This is a genomic window from Polycladidibacter stylochi (genome assembly GCF_001562055.1).
GTDB lineage: Bacteria > Pseudomonadota > Alphaproteobacteria > Rhizobiales > Stappiaceae > Pseudovibrio > Pseudovibrio stylochi.
Window position 1 is genome coordinate 16,792 of record NZ_LLWE01000029.1, and the last position, 18,389, is coordinate 35,180.

The following is an 18,389-nucleotide window of genomic DNA, read 5'->3' on the forward strand; positions in this document are numbered from 1 at the left end:
CGTCGATCATTCCCATCGCCAAACCGGAGATAGAGTAGTGAACCAAGAGGCCCAGATCGAACAGGCACGAAAGCGTGTTGAAGCCGAGGCCCGCGAGGCGATTACATCTATCCAGCAACAGCTGGATGCCAGAGGGTGCGAGCGCTGTGTCGATTGCGAGGCGGTTATTCCAAAGCGTCGCCGCGCGGCGAGCCCCAGTGCCATTCGTTGCATTGATTGCCAGAGCCGCTTCGAGATTGAGGGAGGCCGGTAAATGTGGAGCGCCGAAGATTTGCGAAACTGGCTGGCGGTATCGCTCTCGACCATCGCCATCATCACCACCATCTGGGGCTGGTTGCAAACCCGTGCCCGTGACAACTCCGGCAAAATTGAGCGCTTGTCAGAGCGTTTGGTGAAAACCGAAGGCACGCTCAAATCATTGGAACGCGAGCTGGAGCATTTGCCGAGCAAAGAGGCGGTGCATCAGATCGAATTGACGCTGGCCGAGGTGCGCGGCGGTCTTAATACCATGGCCACGTCGTTCGAGAGCATCAAGCGCACCACCGAGCGCATTGAAAACCACCTGATGGAGAGCGGTAAATGAATTATGCCGACAAAATAAATTCTGATGTGCGCCTGATTGTATTGCGCGCACTCTATAACGAGCCGGATTATTCCTTGAATTCGTCGATCCTGACCAAAATTCTGGAGGAGTTCGGCCATGTGAAATCGCGTGATTATGTGCACAATCAGCTGCGCTATCTGGAGCGCGAAGTACAGGCGCTCACATTGCGCAGTGCCGGGTCTATACTCATCGCCCAGCTCACACAGTCGGGGCGCGATCATGTGGAGCGCCGCTGTGTACTGACTGGCGTTGATCGCCCCTCTCCGGAGGCATGATCAATGGCAAAAGAGCGTGCCAGTCGTGGGCGTTTGTCCGATATTGATCTGCTGCCGGACGAAGCGCAAAGCGTGGTGGAATGGGCAGCGCAGGAGCTGGCAAAAACCGACCGCACCCAGCAAGACATTCTGGAAGAATTTAACAGCCGGTTGAAGATCATTGATCCAACGCTCGGTCCCATATCCAGATCGGCGTTCAATCGCTACTCCATCCGCCAATCAATCATGACAAGGCGTCAAAAAAACACCCGTGAAATCGCCAAGGCGATGGCGCTCAATCTGGGCACACAAAGCTCTGATGAGGTGACAATTCTGGCTGCGGAAGCCATCAAGACATTGATTTTTGAAATCCTTGGCGATGCAGGCGAAACCGGTCTTGCACCGGTTGAGGCCATGCGGTTGGCCACGGCGCTCAAACAGGCCACAGCAGCCCAGCATATTTCCTCCGATCGCAGGGCCAAGGTCGAGCGCGAGTTTGAAGAAAAGGCGAAGGCGGCCGTTGACCGTGTTGCCAAGAAAAAAGGCATTTCCAAAGACGCGGCCAATACCATCAAATCCGCCATTCTGGGTGTGGACATGGAGGGTAAATAATGAGCGCACCCGTTCGCCAGAAACAGATAGAGAGCGCCGAGCGCTTAACAAAACGGCAATGGGCAGAACTGCGAGCCGATAGTGGGCGCGTAACTCCAGCAGTCGGCAATCTGGCAGACATGGGACAAACAGATGTGCTGCTGGGGTATCAGCAGCGCTTATTGCTAACAACCGCCAGCCATCAGGTGACAGTGGTTGAAAAATCACGCCGAACCGGTGCCACATGGGCGCTGGGGGCCGATGCGGTTTTGACCAGCGCAACGGCAAAATCCGATGGCGGCCAGAACACATACTACATCGGCTTTAATCTGGAGATGGCGCGCGAGTTTATCGATTGCTGCGGCGAGTGGGCGAGTGCCTTCCATAATCTGGCAGTCGAGATCGAGGAGTATTTGTTTACCGATGGCAAATTGCCGGATGGCAAGGACAACAATATCCAAGCCTTCCGGATCCGCTTTGCCTCCGGTTTCCAGATCGTGGCGCTTTCCTCCAAGCCGCGTTCATTGCGTGGCCGTCAGGGCTATGTAATTATTGACGAGGCCGCGTTTCATGACGATTTAAAAGAGCTTTTAAAAGCAGCCCTTGCCCTGCTTATGTGGGGTGGTAAGGTTTGTATTATTTCCACTCATGATGGCGACGAGAACCCGTTCAACCAGCTGGTGAATGACGTGCGTGCGGGACGCAAGCCCTACGCCTTGCTGCGCTTTGATCTGGATGATGCGCTTATCGAGGGACTGTATGAGCGTATTTGCCTGCGCACAGCCGTGGTTTGGAGCGCAGAAGGCGAAGCGCTGTGGCGCGAAAAGCTCATCGCCTCCTATGGCGAGGGCGCAGAAGAAGAGCTGTACTGTGTACCGTCAAAAGGTTCCGGCGCTTATTTGCCAAGTTCGCTTATTCGCGCCCGTATGGAAGACGTGCCGGTGCTGCGCTGGTCCTGTCCGGACGGGTTCGTACATGAGCCGGAAGAAAAGCGCATCGCTGATACCAATGACTGGTTGGAGGAGCATGTGGCTCCGGTGCTGGCAGCGCTTGATCCGGATCTGCGCCATCATGCCGGGCTGGATTTTGCCCGTGTGGCCGATTTGACTGTACTATGGCCCTTGCAGGTGCAGCGCAATATGGCCCTGCGCACACCGTTTGTGCTTGAGCTGCGCAATGTACCGTTCGAACAACAAAAACAAATCCTGCTCTATGTGCTCAAAGCCTTGCCACTATTCTCCTCTGCCGCCCTTGATGGTGGCGGTAATGGTGCCCATCTGGCCGAGGTTATCCAGCAGCAGTTCGGTGCACACTGTATCGAGATCATTCTGTTCAGCCAGAGTTTTTACCGCGACAATTTTCCTGTTCTGAAAGCTGGGTTTGAGGATGGCGATTTTGCTATCCCCAAGGATGATGACATCCACAACGATTTTCGCGCCATTAAAACCCAGCGTGGCATTCCGCAGGTGCCGAGCGACCAGCGTACACTGGAGCTGGCCTCAAAGGGCAAGAAACGCCATGGCGATGGCGCAATTGCAGCGCTGCTAGCCAAATATGCAAGTGATATGGACGTGGCCGAATACGCCTACATTACACAGCTAAATGATGAGCTGGACAGCACCGACGAGGATGACTGGGACGATGAGGCAACCCTTTATAATGCGCGCACAGATGGATTGGTCTGATGGATTTAAAAGAGACTTTAAAGCGCTTTGCAAAGCCTAAAAAACTGGCTCAGCGCCAAGCAACCGCCACCGCGCAGGGTGTGCGCTCGGTGGTGAGCGAACCGGTTGCCAATGCGCTGACCCCGCAAAAACTGGCGGGTATTTTGAAGGCGGCCGTTGACGATGACCCGGCAGATTTTTTCGAGTTGGCGCAGGAGATGGAGGAACGCGACGGCCATTACGCATCCGTGATCTCAACCCGCAAGCTTGCGCTGATAGGGCTGGAAGATGAACTCGGTGCAGAAGACAGTGACAAAAAAGCCTTCGAGATTGCCGAGGCTGTGCGCACGGACATTTTAGAGAACCCGCTGTTTGATGGTCTCAAAATGGATTTGCTGGACGCGCTCGGCAAAGGGGTGGCGCTGGTGGAAATCACGTGGGACACATCCGGCCCACGCTGGAAACCCGCCGCCTTTGACTGGGTGGATCCGCGCTGGCTGCAGTTCGACAAAGAAACACGGCGCGAAATCCGCCTCAAGCAGGATGAAAGTGCAGAGGGCACCGCGCTGCAAGAGTTCAAGTATGTCACCCACTTGCCCAAGATCAAGTCGGGCCTGCCGGTGCGCGGCGGTCTGGCGCGGTTGGCTGTTTGGTCATGGATGCTAAAAAGCTACACGCTCAAGGATTGGGCGGCGTTTGGCGAAATCTTTGGCCAGCCCCTACGGCTTGGCAAATACAGCGCCAATGCTAGTGACAAGGACAAGCGAGCGCTGCTGCAGGCGGTGCGCTCAATCGCCCGTGATGCAGCCGCTATCATTCCGCAATCCATGGATATGGAGCTGATCCAGAGCAAATCCTCTGGCGGGGCCGTATTTAAAGAACTGGCGGAATATCTGGACAAACAGATAAGTAAAGCGGTGCTTGGCCAAACCATGACCACCGATGATGGTTCCTCCCAGTCACAGGCTACTGTGCACGATGATGTACGATCCGACATCAAGGCGGCGGACGCGGCGCAGCTGGCTAGATCGATTAATACCCATTTGATCCAGCCCTATGTGATGCTCAATTTCGGGCGGCAGGAACACTATCCCGTTTACAAGCTGGTGATTGATGAGCCGGAAGACCTCAAAACCGAAGTGGAAATTCTGGATACGTTGCTAAACAATGGTCTGGACGTATCGCGATCGCAGATACGCGATAAATTCGGTTGGCGGGCACCGGAGGATAAGGAGGACGTGTTCCTGGGCAAACAGAAAGAGGAACCGCATAAACCTGCCAATAAGCCGCCTATGAGCACTGCACTTAACCGCCAAAAGCTGCCAAATGACGCGCATGAACACACGCATGATCACCCGGATCACTTGGACACGATCATCCAAGACGGGCTGGCCGATTGGCAAAAGCAAGGTGACCCGCTGCTGGATCCGGTGATTAAAGCGCTGGAGCAAGCCCACGATTACACGGGTTTTTTAAAGGCGCTTGAAAGCTTGATGCAACAGCAGGATATGGGTCCGCTAACCGATGCGCTGACGCAGGCCACCATCACAGCACGCATGAGCGGGGCAGCGGATGAGTGACACATTCCGCTTTGCGCAAGGGCCTGCGCCGGAGGTGGCTGCCTATCTGGATGCCCGCACGGTTGCCGCCAGTTTCGATTGGCGCGACATCTACGGCCAAGAGCACGCGTTTAATTTTACGGTCGCCAAAGCCACGCAGCTGGATGTCTTGACGCAGCTACACACGGCCACACGCACTGCGATTGATCAGGGTCTGCCGTTTGAAGCGTTCAAAAAGCAGCTCACGCCCGAATTGCGCGCTATGGGCTGGTGGGGCAAGCAGGAAATGCGCGACCCGAAAACCGGCGAACGCAAACTTGTCCAGCTGGGTTCCAACCGCCGCTTGAAAACCATTTACTGGGCCAACACCCGCACCGCATATGGCGCGGGCAAGTGGCAGCGGGCGCAGCGTACCAAAAAAGCGCTGCCCTATTTTGTGTATCGGCTTGGGGTGTCCAACGAGCACCGCCCGCATCATGTGGCCAAGGAAAATGTGGTACTGCCGGTTGACCACCCGTTTTGGGATACGTGGTACCCGCCTAATGGCTGGGGCTGTAACTGCTGGCTGCGACAGATCACCAGACGCGAGGCGGAGCACTATGGCGGCGAGAGCACCCCGCCACAGGTGCCAATGCGTGAATGGACTAACAAGCGCACCGGCGAGGTGTTGCAGGTGCCCGAGGGCATTGACGCAGGTTGGCAAACCAACCCCGGCAAGAGCCGCGCCCGCAATCTGGCACAGCATCTCAGCGGCAAACTGGACGCAGCGCCCGCGCCACTTCGCAGTGCAGCCATGCATGACATGCTGAATTCCCAAGTCTTCAAGCAGGTGCAAGGCGGCGCGTTTGGGACCAGTAAAGAGGTGTTTGTGCCAGTTGCCATTGTGCCGCAAAATGTTGCCAAACAAATGGGCGCGACAACACGAGTGGCGCTATTCTCACCAGAAGATGCGGCCAAGCAGATTCGCAAGCGCGACGGCTTGGATGGATTGAACCTGCAGCCTAATGACTATTTGAAAGTTCAGCAACTCTTGGACAATGGTGTCATATTACATGAACGCGAACGCAGTTTCTCGGCTTTCGGCCTTGTCGATAATCGTTACTGGTTTGCAGCCTTCCGGGTGACAAAAGATGGCAAACAGTTGTTTTTGAAGTCATTCCGAAGAGCGAATGATAATGAACCTATTAATAGGCCGCGGAAGTTCAAAACAATTAGGGAAGGTAAGTAGCGCCCTGAGAGCCGGAAACCGCTCCCAGAGGGTTTCCCCTCGCATCGCAGGTGCGATGGTTGTCCGTTGCGTGGGCGCTGTCCTATAGTTAGGTGCATTTTGATTTGCAATCAAGGAGATTTTAAATGCGCTTTCTTTTAGGAATACTCTTTTCTTGCTTCTTAACCATTTCGGCCCAAGCCAAAACATACACCTTGGAGGAAGTCGAAAGCTTTGTTTATCAAGCCAATCAACTACTGGAGTACCAGAACATCGTCTTACTGATGGAGGCAGAGGAGTTTGAAGAATACCTTTACAAGCGGTTTTATCCGCAATTTCGAAAGGCAAGCGATAGAGGACATGACTTTTCTCCTCGTGAATTGCGCCATTGCCAATTGTTAACCGAATTCGTGGTCCTCTACGCAGATGAGGTTATCAGCTACAAACGGGGCAACACAACTCTCGCAAAGTTTATAAGAGAATCCGATAATCAACTCGATTTAATTTACGACATGCAGAGCATTTGTGAAGAAGGCATGGAAGCCTTCAAAAACAACAATTCAGAATAAACGCCATAGAGGCGTCTCTACAACCTCTCTGGTATGTTGGGGCACGGCGAACCCAAACGCCGCCCCAACCTTTCAAAACCCCTTTTAACGGCGAAATACTTCCCGCCACTCCACCCCCACATTACAATTAGCCCGTGTGATGGCCCGTTCCTGCTGTCACCGTGCCTAAAAACGGGTTCGTGCCGCATACTCGCGCCATGAACACGAAACCACACCATCTTGCGGCAACCGGTATTGCTCTGGCGCTCAATCGCGCTGAGGAGAAATCCGCTGTGCCATCCATGATTGAGCTGCTACCCAAGGGGCGCATGCAGGGTATTGACGGGCGCGAGTGGCGCAACAGCCAGCCTGATGCGGTGATTGCAGCGTTTAACAGGCAAGGCAATCCGCTACCTGTCGATTACGAGCATGCCACGCATCTCAATGATGGTCAGTCGGCACCGGCCAGCGGCTGGATCAACCGCCTTGAAAACCGTGATGGCGCGATTTGGGGGCATGTGGAGTGGACCGAGGCGGCCAATAAAATGATCGCCGCGCGTGAATACCGTTTCATCTCGCCTGTTTTTACCTACAGCGCATCTACCGGACAAATTTCCGCGCTGCGTTCTGCTGCGCTCACCAATCTGCCTAATCTCAAATTAACAGCGCTTAACAAGGCAGGCTCTGGCCACACGCCGGAGGCACGCGCTCACATTCCTTTTGAAACACCCCTCTTACCGGAGAGCACCATGAACAAAGATCAGCGGCTGGCGCTGTGTCGCCAGCTGGGGCTGGCCGACGAAGCATCGGACAGTGCCATTTTGCAAGCGGTAACCAAGCTGCAGGATGACACAAAACTGGCCATGAACAAGGCGCAGCAGCCTGACAGCAAGCTGTTCGTGCCGCGTGCCGATTATGAAAAGGTCTCAGGCGATCTTATCGAGGCGCAAAACAAAATCAATGAGGCGCACCACGCATCCATTGAGGCCGAGGTGGATGCCGCAATCAAGGCTGGCAAAATCGCCCCGTCAAGCAAGGACTACCATCTGGCCGCGTGTAAAGCCGAGGACGGTCTAAAAGGATTTCGCGAGCTGGTTGGAATGCAAACCTCCATCAAGGAGCCGGGCGCTGGCAAAAAAGGCGAGCCGGACACCAAACTGGCTCTCAACAAGGACCAGCAGAGCATTCTTGCAAGCCTCGGCGTTGACTTGAATGACGAGAAACAAAAGGCGGCCGCACTGGCTGATTTGAAGGAGGCAGGAGCATGCTGACACGAGGCCGCTTATATGAACGGCGGGCGGGCGAACGCATCACCCTGCCGCTAGCACCGCAAACCGGCATCTATAAAGGTGCACTGGTGATGGTTGAGGGAAACACTGCTGTGCCCGGCAAAACCGCAAAAGGTTTGGTGTGCGTGGGCATTGCCGAAAATAGCGTTTACCCGGCGGCTCCCGGACAAACCGCCAGCGTCGATATTCGCCGCGATGGTTGGTTCCCGTTTGCCAATAGTGCCGATGACCCGATCAGCCGTGCTGATATCGGCCGCGACTGCTTTGTGGTTGATGACACAACGCTCGCCAAAACCCATGGCGGCAACACCCGTTCGGTTGCAGGCATCGTTCGCGATGTGGATGCCACCGGTGTCTGGATCTCGTTTAAATAGGTGCTCCCATGGATTTAAACCATACTAATTTGCGTACTGCCGGTGTCGGTTTTAAAGCCGCTTATAATATCGGTTTTAATAGTGTTGCCCCGCTGTGGCAAAGAATCGCCACCGAGGTGCCATCCTCCACAAGCGAAAACGAATATGGCTGGCTGGGCGCGTTTCCGGCCATGCGTGAATGGCTGGGCGAGCGTGTGATCAACCAAATCGGCACCCATGATTACACACTCAAAAACCGCAAGTTTGAAAGCACTGTCGCGGTGCTGCTCGACAAACTCGCCGACGACAATGTGGGCATTTATCGCCCGCTCATGCAGGGCATGGGCGAATCGGCGGCCCGTCATCCGGACGAGCTGGTATTTGAAGCGTTATTGGCGGGGTTCAGCCAGTCCTGTTATGATGGCCAGAACTTCTTTGATGCCGAACACCCAGTGCTGGATAAAGACAAAAAGGAGCAACCGGTCTCCAACCTGTTTGGCGGCAAGGAAAACAACCCGGCTTGGTTCTTGATGGATACCAGCCGTGCACTCAAGCCGCTCATTAGGCAGGTACGGCAAAAACCTGAATTTGCCACTCTCAGTGACATTAGTTCAGACCATGTGTTCAATCTCGACGAGGTGCTCTACGGCGTCAAATCCCGCGAGAATGTGGGCTACGGGTTCTGGCAGATGGCATTTGCCAGCAAGCAGGAATTTACCGCCGAGCACTTTGCCAAAATGTACACCGCCATGACCTCGCAAACTGGCGACTATGGCAGGAAGCTGGCGCTGCGCCCGAATGTGCTGCTGGTGCCAAGCGCACACGAAGATGCGGCCAAGGTGCTGATGAGCGCCGATAAAATCAATGGCGAGCCGAACCCGCACAAAGGCAAGGTCGAGGTCGTGGTTTCTCCGTGGCTGAACGACTAGCTCTGTGGCTGAACGACTAGCTCTGCCATTACCGCGTAAGTTCAAAGGGTAAAACCATGCAAGAGAACACGACAACGAAACGGGCGGTGACTGTCACCGCCCTGACAGATCGCCGACGTGGTGGGCTAAAGTTCCTCAAGAACCAGCCGGTGACGGTGCCACTTGGCGAGGACGATAAGAAACTACTTGATACGTTGATGGATGATCCAATCCTCAATGTGTCAGCACCGTTCGAGCTGGAGCCGGAGGAAGGTGAAGAAGAGCCGAGTGCTGGGGATGATGCGTCGACTGGCGGGAGTGAACCACGCAGCCGCAAACCGGCCACCAAAGCACCTGCCAGCTAGCACAGCGTTGGGGTGACATTTCGCCTAGACCCGCCGCGCTGGATTCGTTCAACGTGGCAGGTGTTCTCTGACTGCAAATCAACATCTAGATTATTGAGGTGAAGCATGAAGGATACTCAAGATGGTTTTTTGTTTGAGAGCGAGATTGCTGACCAGATGGGGCAGCTGATGCTCGAGGCAGTCGATCGCTTAAAGGTGGTCGATGACCTTTGTCCCGGATCTCAGGCAAAATGGTCATTTGAGTTGGACGGCATAACCTTCCAAGCCTGCATAAGCGTCTTGCCAAGTTCTGAGCCTGAGTGAGATACCAAGGATCAATGGACAAACGCGCCGTTGGCATAACACGTCTTTCGGTTTGCAGGCAAAACAAGGTAACCCCTCTACAAGTTGCCTTTGATGCACATTTTTCTTCATAGCTTAAAGTTTTAAAAGAGGTATGCGATGACTTGTTTGTGCCCTCATTGCGGCTTTGATCATGCCGAGGAGTTTCCAGGGGAGCTGCCCTATGATGATAATGCAGATCCGGAGTTTGGTTGCTTTTCATGTGGTGAGACATTCTTCATAAAAACTCATATTTCTGTAAGCTGGAAAACGTTTGAAACTGAAGACGAATATGATCTCGCTTGAAAATTCAGAGGTAGTTATGCATGAATTTCAAAATGACGCTCTGTCCAGTTCAGAAGTGGTTGAGCACATGGGGCAAATGCTATTGGATACTGCGGATCGGTTGAAAACGATTGATAGTGTGTGTCCCGGCTCACAAGCTAAATGGTCATTTCTGTTGGACGGACAACGCTATGAAGTTTGCTTGAAATTGTTGCAAGAAACCGATCAATCAAGCTAACGGACCCTGCAATGAGCTACGCAAGCATTGACGAGTTAACCCGCGCCATTGGCGAGGACGAGCTGCTGACATTGGCGGACCCGCAGCATAGTGGCAAAGCCGATCTGGCGCTGGTGCAAACGGCGCTGGACGATGCCAGCGCACAGATTGATGGCTATCTGACCATGCGCTACCAACTGCCATTGGCAGGTAAACCGGTGGTGCTGCGCCGCCAAGCAATTGATATTGCCGTTTATCTGTTGGCGCAAAGCCATGCACAGCTCACCGAGGCCATTGAGACCAGATACAAACACGCGGTGCGGTTTCTAGAGCGTGTGGCCGATGGTAAGGCGGGGCTGGGACTGGCAGAGCCGGAGGCCACTAACCCCGGCGATGCGGATGGCAGTGACAATGTGTTGTTCGACGCACCGCCTGAACGGGTGATGACCCGCCAAAACCTGCGCGGTATGTAATGTCTACCGGTTTTACCGTTGATTTTCCTATTGATGAGATCAGCCGAGCGATCAGTGCGCTGACCGATTTACGCACGTTCGAGCTGCGCGATGCCATTGGCGCTCTGGTTGTCAGCCAGACCCAGCGGCGCATTGACGAGGAGAAAACATCCCCCTCCGGCGAACCATGGGCTGCCAACCGCGAGGGCAGCGAAACGCTGGTTAAAACCGGCGCGCTGCGCGATACCATCGACCTCCGGCTGGAGGGGGATGACATTATTGTCGGCACGCCGATGATCTACGGCGCTATCCACCAGTTTGGCGGCACGATAGTGCCCAAGGAAGCGCAGCATCTGGTGTTTAACGCCGGTGGCCGCAAAATCTTTGCCAAACAGGTCACCATTCCGGCGCGGCCATTTCTGGGGCTATCTGCTGACAATACACGGGAAATCGAAGAGCTGGTGACCGATATTTTAACGGAGCTGATTGAATGAGCGCTTACCCCGATCCAGACACGTTGCTAGATAATATCTGCAAGCAGATTGAAGCAATGAACATCTTTGCCGATGTGGAGGTGTTGCATGGCAAGTTTCGTATTGAGGATCTGGATACGCGCAGCTTTCGCAGTCCATCTGCATTTGTAACCATGTCCAGCGCCACCCCGCGCATTCAGCACGCAGGGCAAGTGCGGCTGATGTGTGCGCTTGCTGTCATGATTGTTGCCAAAACGACGGACCGGCGCATAAGCGCGTGGCAAGCGGCAACCAAAACGCTGGAGCTTTGCCATCGCAATATGTGGGAGCTGACACAAATCAGCCAGCCAACGGATTTCCAGATCATTCCGGTGGTCTCCAGTAGTGAGCGGCAAAAAAACCAAACGCTGACCGCCCTCACATGGAAACAGAATTTAACTCTAAGCGAGCCGCAAACGCCCGCCAAACCTGCAGAGCGAATTGCAGAGGACCGGCCCCATGGTTGATGCAAGAGACATTCGCGCGCTACAGGCGCAAATTACCGATCTGCAAGCGCAAATTCGCAATATGGTGCGCGTTGCCACGGTTACGTCATTTGACGCCACAAACAACCGCTTGGTGGCACAGGATCAAAGTGATGGCGATAGTGACAGGCTGCAAACACCGCCAATCCCGTTCCTGCATCAATCAGGTGCTGTGCAGCGCCGGGCAACCATCAGTGCCGGGGAACAGGTGCTGGTAATATCGCCATGTGGCCAGTTCGGCCCAGCCAGCTTCGCCATACCGATCGGTAGCACAGAGACCAACCCCAGCCCGTCGGCGGCAGAGGTGGAGGATGTGACAATTGTTGGTGAAACAACACAGCGACTATTGCCCGAGCAGGCCGAACTCACATCTAAGCGCGTGGACCTTGGCGCGACTGGCGGACCAGCGGTGGCGCGGGTTGGCGACATGGTGCAAATTGATCGTGGCTCCTCCAGAGGGCTATGGCCGATTGTCACCGGCGCAAAGCGAACATTCGCGCAGTAAATTAACGGGCGAAACGCATTCCTTTTAATAGCCTTTAAATGGTGAGGTAGTGATGGCCCGAACTCCCGCAAAAACCGCAAAACCAGACGAAGCGAAACAGCCCGTATTACCCGAGGGCTATAGCGCACAGGATGCCCGTATCCTGCAGCGTGAGGTGATGATTGGTAAACTTTACAAGGTAGGCACACTAGTGCTGATCAATGATCGCGGCGACGTCAAATTCAACGCGCATCATGACATTCTCGTTCTCACCCGTGAACTGGTCGAAAACTGGGATGCAGCCGGATTTACCACGGCATACGCGTAAACATGCTGGTTGGTATGGACCGCTATAACGGGGCCGAGCTATCCGGCCCCGAGCGGGCCTTTCAATCTGTAGAAGCCACGCTGGAAACCCCGCGCAAATCGCAGGTTGGTGCACGTGGCTACGGCTCCGATTTACCCTTGCGCATCTCATCTCCCATGAATGAGGAGAGCGAGATCGAAATCGCCGCCGATCTGGTGGATGCGTTTTTATGGGAACCCGAGCTGGAACTGCTCGACTACCGACTGGAGCAGGCAACACCGACCGGCATGCTGCGCATTTCATATCGGGCAAAATTTATCCCCTCTGGCAAAATCCACACCCGCATTATTGAAAAGGGAGTGCGCATATGAACGATCTATCGTTATTGCCAGCGCCCTTGTTGGTTGGCGAGCCAAGCGTTGAGGACATACTGGCACGAAAACTGGATGTGTTTTTGCGTCATTATAAAACCGAGACAGGCAAGGATTTTACAGCGCTAACAGAGAGCAGCCCTGTTGTATCATTGCTGCGCGCGGCGGCAGAGGATGAGTATAACGAGCGCTTGCGCCAGAATGCCCGTTATCGTGCCCGTTTTGTCTACTTTGCAGATGGTGACAATCTGGATCTTTTGCTGAGCGAAGAAGGCTTGCAGCCGGTTGCTGGCGAGAGCCGTGCACGCAAACAGGAGCGGATACGATTACAACGGGCCGGATCCTCTGCAGCTGGTCCGGCAGAGTGGTATCGCCGTCATGGCATCGGGGTGGCTCCGGACGAGATTGCCGACATAAAGGTCGATTTCCCGCAGCTCTCGCATGTGCGTGTCACTGTACTGGCGAGCAATGCGACGGGCATTCCAAGCTCTCAGCTCTTGCAAGCAGTGAATGCCCGTCTGCAAGCGGATGATGCGCATCCGGATGATCATATTGCTGTTTCTGTTGTCCCGGCTGTTGGCGTGCCGGTGTTTGTCCATGCCGCAATTGTGTTCGAGCGCGGCGCGGATCAATCCATTTTAAAGCCACTTGAAACCGCCTTTCACATGACATGGGCTGCCAAGCGTGCGCTGGGGCGCAAACACGCATGGAGCTGGATTTCGTCGCAGTTTATGGGCGCTGGCATTGTTGATGTGCAAAATCTGGGCGCACCACCGCCAGATATCTTGCCTAACCAAGTGCCGCTGCTGAGCGCAGTTAAACTGGAGCCACGGGTACAGGGCGCACGATTACACGGCAAGGGAGAGAGCGCATGAGTCTGCCGCTACCTGTGAGCGCCACACCGCTCATGCGGGCGCTGGCTGCTGCCATGGCCCTGCCAGATGATATGCGGGCGCTGCCAGAGCGCATAGCACAGCGGTTCAACAATCCGGCAGATGAGGACTTGCCGTTCCTGATCTGGGAATGGGGACTGGGCGTTGTTGTCAATTACCTGCAAGACCCGCGCGCTGCGCTTGCAAAGGGGCGCGCGTGGCAGCGCATACGCGGGACTATTGACGCAGGCCACATGGCCCGCGAATGGATTGGCGTGAGCGCAGACCATGAACAACATGCACAAAAATACACAACGCTGCACTTGGATGCCCCAACGAGCGGACGGCAAAGCGAGGCAGTAATTGCACTTTCCAAAGCGTCAGTGTCATTGCGTTCTCATCTACATCGCCTCACGTACAATCTGGACCATCGCGCATTCCAGTTCGCAAGTGATCATTCCCGTTATGGCCATATGATTTATGGCGCAGATAGCGGCGTGCCGTATAGCTCGATCGGACCGTTATTGTCATATTTAGATCACGCGCATTTCACTGTCTCTACTGAGGCCGATCCGCTTGCAATTTTCTCTCAAGTAGTCGTGAGTGTTGCGCATTTAGAGGGCGACATTCGTTATGGCGCAACGCAATTGCCAGCAATTTCAACTCGTAGCGCACTCGCAGCTGTCACCGCTGTAGAGCAGGTTGAAGACTGGCAAACTACTATTAATGTTGGCGGCCAAGCAGAAATCATAGCGGCTCCACCTAGCGGGTTACCGCCAGATACGCACCTTCCGGGCACAAGCCCCCAAACCATTTTTGTTGTTTTCGAGGACTGATATGTCGGTTTACACAAATTCAGGTCGTGCCACGATTGTCGAGCAGGTCCAGAAGATGATCCATGGTCACCCCGGTAGCACCATGATTGCCGTAGGCACTGGCCAGCATTGGTGGGGTCGCAAGCTCGTTGAAACTCATGTTTTTTCAACGCAGCGGCAAATCCAGCTTGCTCACCCGCCACATGATCTTGCCGATGTGACGTTGATTGTAGATGGCGATGATCATCCAGCCCATCCACAAGCCTATGATGTGCGCATGGATGGTCGTATTATGTTGTCTCCCAATAGCGCCGTTGCTGATGGTGCCAAAGTTACAGTCAAATACCGCGCCCATGTACCGCCTCCACCCTTGGCTGTATCCGGTTTGGTGAATGAGGTTGGCCGCACGCGTATCGCCGGACTGTCGTATCTGGAACATATCCCACAAGGACAGGTACCCCAAGGTGATTTCATTACGGTTGGCGGGATCCACTACCAGCTGGTTGATCACCCAACTCGCATGCTGCTCATACGCGGCAAGCTGGAGGCTGGAGACGCGGTTGGCGATGACATCAACGAGTTTGCGCTGATGACTGGCTGCAAAATTGCCGATGATGCACCGAAAGATCAAATCTATTACGACGCCGATCAGGTGGAAATAACTGGTACGGCGCTGGCAATCGAGCGCCGCCTACCGGTGCCGCGTGACGGCACGCTTGGCACTGATTTTGCTCTAATTCTGGTGATCTAATGAAGCTACCTGCAAACGCTCAAAGCGATTATAACCCTGACGATAACCGCACCTCGCTGCTTTATGGCGAAGGCGAGTATGCCTTTGCCATTGACCACTCGGTTGCCCGCGATATGGGGCACCGCCGCATCGCGTCGATTGGTGATGCGTTATTGGTAGATGGCAAGCTGACCTCCGGTGGCACTTTGACCATTGATGGTGATGGAACGGCCCATCTGGAACCCGCCCAGCTTTACACTGATGGGCTGGTGCGTGATCTGGGTGCGGCCACTATTGCATTGCCAGAGGGGCAATTGTTTATTGGTGTAATGTTGGCAATGCGTGTGGTGCCGGGTGAGCCGTTTATTAACCCTGCCTATCTTGCACTGGCAAAACCCCGCGCCGCGCAAGTTGAAGAAGTGCCAAGCTGGGCGCTCTCCACGCAAGTACCAGATGATACACCGGAAACGAGCTACCGCTTTTTCCCGATTTACGAAATCAATGATCGACAGCTGGTTGCCTATACACCGCCACCGGAACTCACCGGCTTTGATGCGCGGCTCGCCCGCTATGACAGGCAGGCCAACGGTCACTATGTGGTCGAGGGCTTGGATGTAGCTTTTGTCAGCAAGCAAGCAGATAAAAGCCTCCTCTCGGTTAAAGAGGGGCTAGCCCATGTTTGGGGGCTGGAGGTGATCAAACCCAACGCCACGCCGTTTGATCTGCCCTTCGATCCGGATTTGGAAATCATCAAGGCCGAACCACACTATTTCAACGATGGCGGGTCTGGCTCTCTCACCATCACATTGAATCGCACACCGATTGCGCAAATCTCCGATATCTCAGTGCTGGAAGAAAAAACGGTTGAGGTCAAACGCGGTCTGGTTGCGGGAGGCCGCGACGCGCTCCCTGATGCGCAAATCGCCGGTATTGTCGAGATTAAACAGGGCGACACTACTTTTGTGACCGGTAACGATTACCATCTGTTCGGCGATGAGGTGGACTGGTCGAAAAACGGCGGTGAACCGGCAACAGGCTCCACCTATCAGGTCACATACCGCTACAAACGATCAATTGATGCCGACGCACAAACCAGTACATCGGTGACAATCTCCGGTGCAGTTACCGGCACGCAGGTTGAGATTGATTACAGCCACCAGATGCCACGCATTGATTTGCTGGTACTGGACCGTGATGGCGTATTCAAACGGGTCAAAGGCGTATCGCGGCCCTATCGTCCGCAAGTGCCACAAGCTGCACCAAACGATCTCACCCTCGCACAAATCCACCACACTTGGGACGGTGACCCGACTTTGGTGAATGTTGCTGTGCGCCGCGTACCCGTCTCGGAGCAGGAACGCACGCGAGAGTTGGCCATAACCGCCATGAACGAGGTAGGACGATTGCAACTACAACTGGAGGCTGGCAGCGCCAACGGCTATGCAAAAAGCAGCATCTGGGTAGATAATTTCATTGATGACAGCCAGCGCGATGCCGGAGTGGATCAAACACTGGAAATCGTCTCAGGCTTTTTAACCCTGCCGCTGACCGCCACCTTGATCCATGATCTGGGCGACGGGATTTGGCAAAACACCTATGATTATGAAGAAGTGCTGGTGCAGCAGCTGGCAACCGGCTCTATGAAAGTCAATCCCTATCAGGCGTTTGAACCGTTACCTGCCAAGGTCAAACTCACACCTGCCTCCGACCAATGGGCGCAAAACGTGACAAAGTGGCGCTCGGCCATCACCCAGCGGCTCTCGGATGTGCGCCGGTTTATTGGATCCGGCCAGAGGGCGCGCACAAATTCCGATCTGGTGAGCACAAGTGCCACGCAGGTGCTCTCGAGCCAGCAGCGCGCGGCCGAGTTGCTACGCGTACGCGATGTCGCCTATGAGATCGCAGGTTTCGAGGCTGGCGAGCGTTTGATAAAAATCCGCTTTGATGGCCGAGATTTACCGCTACCGGATCCGGCACCGATTGCAGATCAGGGCGGCGTACTTGTCGGTGCCTTCACGATCCCTGATGGTGTGCCAGCCGGTTCCAAACTGGTGGAATTTTTGGGAGATCAAGGCAGCTTTGGCGAGGCCAGCTACATTGGCCGTGGCACCATCACGGTAACAGAAATGCGCCGCGTCACCACCACCCGCCGCATTCTCACCACGCGCCGCTTTGATCCATTGGGCTACATCTGGACACCGCAAGAGCGGATGCCGCTGGGTGCGGTTAGCGTTAAGGTGACAGATATCGGCAATCCCGATAATCCGATAATTTTGCAGGTCCGCGAGACACTCGCCAGCCAGCCAACCGGCCTGCCATTGGCCGAGGTCGAGCTGGATATGCACGGCGTTAAAGTTGGTGACATCTTGCGCTTTGAGCTGCCAATGCCGCTCTGGCTGGAAGCTGGTACCGAATACGCCCACGTATGGCTGAGCGATGATCCAACCCATGCACTGGCCATTGCCCGGCTAGGAAAGCGCGATCCGGATCATGGATGGGTACGTGCCCAGCCCAATGTCAATATGGTCTGCATATCATCGTCCAACAACACCGCATTTTCCTACCACCATGACCGCGATTTATGGACGGTGATTGAAAAAGCGGTGTTTACCAGCACCAAAACACGGGTCGATCTGGGCGCACTGCCAGCCACAATCGCCACCGATCTATTGGCATTGGCCGGCGTGGAACACCCAAGCGCCGAAACCCGCGTAGAATTGATCCTCACCCGTCCTGACAGCAGTGAGATCCGCATGTTGCCGGGCGAGGTTATCAATCTGCCAGAAGAGCTAAACGAAGAGCTGCAGGTCTCGGTTGAACTGGTTGGCACGAATGCGGCTTCGCCGGTGATGCTGGCCAGTCCGCAGCTGGTACTGGCGCAAATCGAGCAAAGCGGCAGCTACGTTTCAAGGGCATTTAAATGCGGTGACAACCGCACCGTTGAGATCACCAGCTTTGAGCGTACACCCGGAGCCAGTTCATTCGAGCTCGCCATCCGCACCGCTGATGACAACTGGCTTGATGTGCCGCTTCACGCCCAAGAGAACCACGGGGATGGCTGGCACAAAAAAGTGTATCGCCGCGCCGATGTCAGCACACCGGAAACAGCTGTGCGCATCACCGCCAAGGGCAGCGCACGGGACCGGCCAATTATGGCTTACATCTATGCCGCCCCGCTTGATGTCAGCGTTTAGAA

General features: G+C 54.8%; 24 protein-coding genes. All 24 read left to right on the top strand.

The window, feature by feature from the left end:
• The first annotated feature begins 37 nt into the window (after nucleotides 1–37).
• Nucleotides 38–253, top strand: coding sequence for a TraR/DksA C4-type zinc finger protein (locus AYK67_RS12765; protein ID WP_068087425.1), 216 nt, complete (start codon nucleotides 38–40; stop codon nucleotides 251–253).
• Nucleotides 254–583 (top strand): DUF2730 family protein, encoded by a 330-nt coding sequence (locus AYK67_RS12770; protein ID WP_068087427.1) that lies wholly within the window; start codon nucleotides 254–256, stop codon nucleotides 581–583.
• A complete protein-coding gene (locus tag AYK67_RS12775; RefSeq protein ID WP_068087430.1) occupies nucleotides 580–879 on the top strand; it encodes a VpaChn25_0724 family phage protein in 300 nt (99 codons plus the stop codon). The genes AYK67_RS12770 and AYK67_RS12775 overlap by 4 nt, the downstream gene beginning before the upstream one ends.
• Before the next feature lie 3 nt (nucleotides 880–882).
• The gene (locus AYK67_RS12780; protein WP_068087433.1) at nucleotides 883–1,470 is read left to right on the top strand and encodes a DUF3486 family protein; all 588 of its coding nucleotides are present in this window, start codon (nucleotides 883–885) and stop codon (nucleotides 1,468–1,470) included.
• Nucleotides 1,470–3,134, top strand: coding sequence for a terminase large subunit domain-containing protein (locus AYK67_RS12785; protein ID WP_068087436.1), 1,665 nt, complete (start codon nucleotides 1,470–1,472; stop codon nucleotides 3,132–3,134). The genes AYK67_RS12780 and AYK67_RS12785 overlap by 1 nt, the downstream gene beginning before the upstream one ends.
• Nucleotides 3,134–4,693: a DUF935 domain-containing protein gene (locus AYK67_RS12790; RefSeq protein WP_068087439.1), complete on the top strand. Its 1,560-nt coding sequence runs from the start codon at nucleotides 3,134–3,136 to the stop codon at nucleotides 4,691–4,693. The genes AYK67_RS12785 and AYK67_RS12790 overlap by 1 nt, the downstream gene beginning before the upstream one ends.
• Nucleotides 4,686–5,900 carry a phage head morphogenesis protein gene (locus tag AYK67_RS12795; RefSeq protein WP_068087442.1) on the top strand — a complete coding sequence of 405 codons (1,215 nt, stop codon included), beginning with the start codon at nucleotides 4,686–4,688 and terminating at the stop codon, nucleotides 5,898–5,900. The genes AYK67_RS12790 and AYK67_RS12795 overlap by 8 nt, the downstream gene beginning before the upstream one ends.
• A 125-nt stretch (nucleotides 5,901–6,025) precedes the next feature.
• Nucleotides 6,026–6,448 carry a hypothetical protein gene (locus AYK67_RS12800; protein WP_068087445.1) on the top strand — a complete coding sequence of 141 codons (423 nt, stop codon included), beginning with the start codon at nucleotides 6,026–6,028 and terminating at the stop codon, nucleotides 6,446–6,448.
• Between the two features lie 197 nt (nucleotides 6,449–6,645).
• A complete protein-coding gene (locus tag AYK67_RS12805) occupies nucleotides 6,646–7,698 on the top strand; it encodes a phage protease (RefSeq protein ID WP_068087448.1) in 1,053 nt (350 codons plus the stop codon).
• Nucleotides 7,692–8,090 (top strand): hypothetical protein, encoded by a 399-nt coding sequence (locus tag AYK67_RS12810; RefSeq protein ID WP_068087451.1) that lies wholly within the window; start codon nucleotides 7,692–7,694, stop codon nucleotides 8,088–8,090. Before AYK67_RS12805 ends, AYK67_RS12810 begins: the two co-directional genes overlap by 7 nt.
• Nucleotides 8,091–8,098: 8 nt before the next feature.
• Complete coding sequence (locus tag AYK67_RS12815; RefSeq protein WP_068087454.1) at nucleotides 8,099–8,998, top strand: Mu-like prophage major head subunit gpT family protein; 900 nt, start codon at nucleotides 8,099–8,101, stop codon at nucleotides 8,996–8,998.
• A gap of 56 nt (nucleotides 8,999–9,054) precedes the next feature.
• Entirely contained in the window at nucleotides 9,055–9,342 is a 288-nt protein-coding gene (locus AYK67_RS12820) for a hypothetical protein (protein ID WP_068087457.1), read from the top strand.
• A 105-nt stretch (nucleotides 9,343–9,447) separates the two neighbouring features.
• Nucleotides 9,448–9,645 carry a hypothetical protein gene (locus AYK67_RS12825; protein WP_068087460.1) on the top strand — a complete coding sequence of 66 codons (198 nt, stop codon included), beginning with the start codon at nucleotides 9,448–9,450 and terminating at the stop codon, nucleotides 9,643–9,645.
• Nucleotides 9,646–9,985: 340 nt separating this feature from the next.
• Nucleotides 9,986–10,186 (top strand): hypothetical protein, encoded by a 201-nt coding sequence (locus AYK67_RS12835; RefSeq protein WP_156453156.1) that lies wholly within the window; start codon nucleotides 9,986–9,988, stop codon nucleotides 10,184–10,186.
• Between the two features lie 11 nt (nucleotides 10,187–10,197).
• A complete protein-coding gene (locus AYK67_RS12840; protein ID WP_068087467.1) occupies nucleotides 10,198–10,638 on the top strand; it encodes a gp436 family protein in 441 nt (146 codons plus the stop codon).
• Nucleotides 10,638–11,111: a phage virion morphogenesis protein gene (locus tag AYK67_RS12845; protein WP_068087470.1), complete on the top strand. Its 474-nt coding sequence runs from the start codon at nucleotides 10,638–10,640 to the stop codon at nucleotides 11,109–11,111. The genes AYK67_RS12840 and AYK67_RS12845 overlap by 1 nt, the downstream gene beginning before the upstream one ends.
• Nucleotides 11,108–11,596 (top strand): hypothetical protein, encoded by a 489-nt coding sequence (locus tag AYK67_RS12850; RefSeq protein ID WP_068087473.1) that lies wholly within the window; start codon nucleotides 11,108–11,110, stop codon nucleotides 11,594–11,596. The genes AYK67_RS12845 and AYK67_RS12850 overlap by 4 nt, the downstream gene beginning before the upstream one ends.
• The gene (locus AYK67_RS12855; RefSeq protein ID WP_068087476.1) at nucleotides 11,589–12,119 is read left to right on the top strand and encodes a phage baseplate assembly protein V; all 531 of its coding nucleotides are present in this window, start codon (nucleotides 11,589–11,591) and stop codon (nucleotides 12,117–12,119) included. Before AYK67_RS12850 ends, AYK67_RS12855 begins: the two co-directional genes overlap by 8 nt.
• A gap of 52 nt (nucleotides 12,120–12,171) precedes the next feature.
• Nucleotides 12,172–12,426, top strand: coding sequence for a hypothetical protein (locus AYK67_RS12860; RefSeq protein WP_068087478.1), 255 nt, complete (start codon nucleotides 12,172–12,174; stop codon nucleotides 12,424–12,426).
• Nucleotides 12,427–12,440: 14 nt separating this feature from the next.
• Entirely contained in the window at nucleotides 12,441–12,776 is a 336-nt protein-coding gene (locus AYK67_RS12865) for a GPW/gp25 family protein (RefSeq protein ID WP_162265108.1), read from the top strand.
• The gene (locus tag AYK67_RS12870; protein WP_068087485.1) at nucleotides 12,773–13,651 is read left to right on the top strand and encodes a baseplate J/gp47 family protein; all 879 of its coding nucleotides are present in this window, start codon (nucleotides 12,773–12,775) and stop codon (nucleotides 13,649–13,651) included. The genes AYK67_RS12865 and AYK67_RS12870 overlap by 4 nt, the downstream gene beginning before the upstream one ends.
• Entirely contained in the window at nucleotides 13,648–14,484 is an 837-nt protein-coding gene (locus AYK67_RS12875; protein WP_068087488.1) for a phage tail protein, read from the top strand. Before AYK67_RS12870 ends, AYK67_RS12875 begins: the two co-directional genes overlap by 4 nt.
• Nucleotide 14,485: 1 nt before the next feature.
• On the top strand, nucleotides 14,486–15,214 hold the full coding sequence (locus tag AYK67_RS12880) for a hypothetical protein (RefSeq protein WP_068087490.1): 729 nt from the start codon (nucleotides 14,486–14,488) through the stop codon (nucleotides 15,212–15,214).
• The gene (locus AYK67_RS12885) at nucleotides 15,214–18,387 is read left to right on the top strand and encodes a DUF4815 domain-containing protein (RefSeq protein ID WP_068087492.1); all 3,174 of its coding nucleotides are present in this window, start codon (nucleotides 15,214–15,216) and stop codon (nucleotides 18,385–18,387) included. The genes AYK67_RS12880 and AYK67_RS12885 overlap by 1 nt, the downstream gene beginning before the upstream one ends.
• Nucleotides 18,388–18,389 lie beyond the last annotated feature (2 nt).